Annotated in this window: 1 protein-coding gene; it reads left to right on the top strand. The window is 37.1% G+C overall.

Annotated elements, in window-relative coordinates; all coding sequences use genetic code 11:
- Positions 1–44: 44 nt before the first annotated feature.
- A partial coding sequence (locus tag E1140_RS00220) for a SprB repeat-containing protein (RefSeq protein WP_155177952.1) occupies positions 45–1,071 on the top strand: 1,027 nt, incomplete at its 3' end.

Below are 1,071 nucleotides of genomic sequence, written 5' to 3'. Positions count from 1 at the left end.
GATTTTGTCAATTTCGCCAAATGGGAGGTTTAATTTTGTAAAGCATGAGATTTTTTCAATACATATTTATTATTCTTGGATTATCATCAACTTCGATGATTTATGCTCAATTGAATATAAATGCTTCAGTAACACAAAATGCTACATGCTATGATTTTGGTGATGGAGAGATAACATTGAATATTACATCAGGTACAGCACCTTTTACGATTGAATTTTTTCTGTATGATGGAGCTGAAGTGCCAATTGCTACAATTAATGCTACATCTGACTTATCAATAGTTCTAAACGATAATATTGTTGTCTCTACAGGAAGTGTAAATTATACTTCTCCGTTTCCCGGCTTTGGGATAAAGGCGAATCAAAATATTGAAGATGCAGGCTTATTAGGTTCTAACGAGTATCGGGTTAGGGTGATATCAAGTGATGGAGGATTTAATAACAAAAGTGTTACCGGCTTAATTGTAACCGAACCAAATCAAATCACACTTGATGCTGCTCCTTCAATTTCTGATAACACAACCTGTCAAGTTGGACTAACTAATGGATCAATTGATATAACTTTTTCAGGAGGCACGGGTCCATTTTCTTTTGATTGGTCTGGCCCTAATGGCTTTACTGCTATAACTGAAGATATATCTGGTCTCGCTGGCGGAGACTATTCTGTTACTATCACAGATGATTTTACGACAGGTTGTTCAGAGACATTTGGTCCTTTTACAATAAATGATCCATCTCCCAATGATTATTCGATTCAGTCCTCTGGATCAAGAGATGTGTGCGATGGAGATGGAACAGACATAGTTTTACTTGGTAGTGATTTGGCAGTAGCCCCAGAACCTGATGTTATATATACAATTTGGATTGATAATGGTACCAACAATCCTGTTGCTTGTGCAGATTGTGTTGAGACTGGAACTGGTGGAAATTTGACTTTTTCATTGACTTCAAGTGATATATCAGATGGTGATATCATTACTATTGTTGCAGAACAGGGGGATTGTGCTGATAGGATTATGACGGGGAGTGTTGTGATTGATATTACACCGCTACCATCAGGAACGATAAGTG

It is taken from the genome of Fulvivirga lutimaris (genome assembly GCF_009711525.1).
Taxonomy (GTDB): Bacteria; Bacteroidota; Bacteroidia; order Cytophagales; family Cyclobacteriaceae; genus Fulvivirga; species Fulvivirga lutimaris.
Note: the sequence above shows the minus strand (reverse complement) of the source record. Positions and strands in the feature narration are given on the sequence as shown.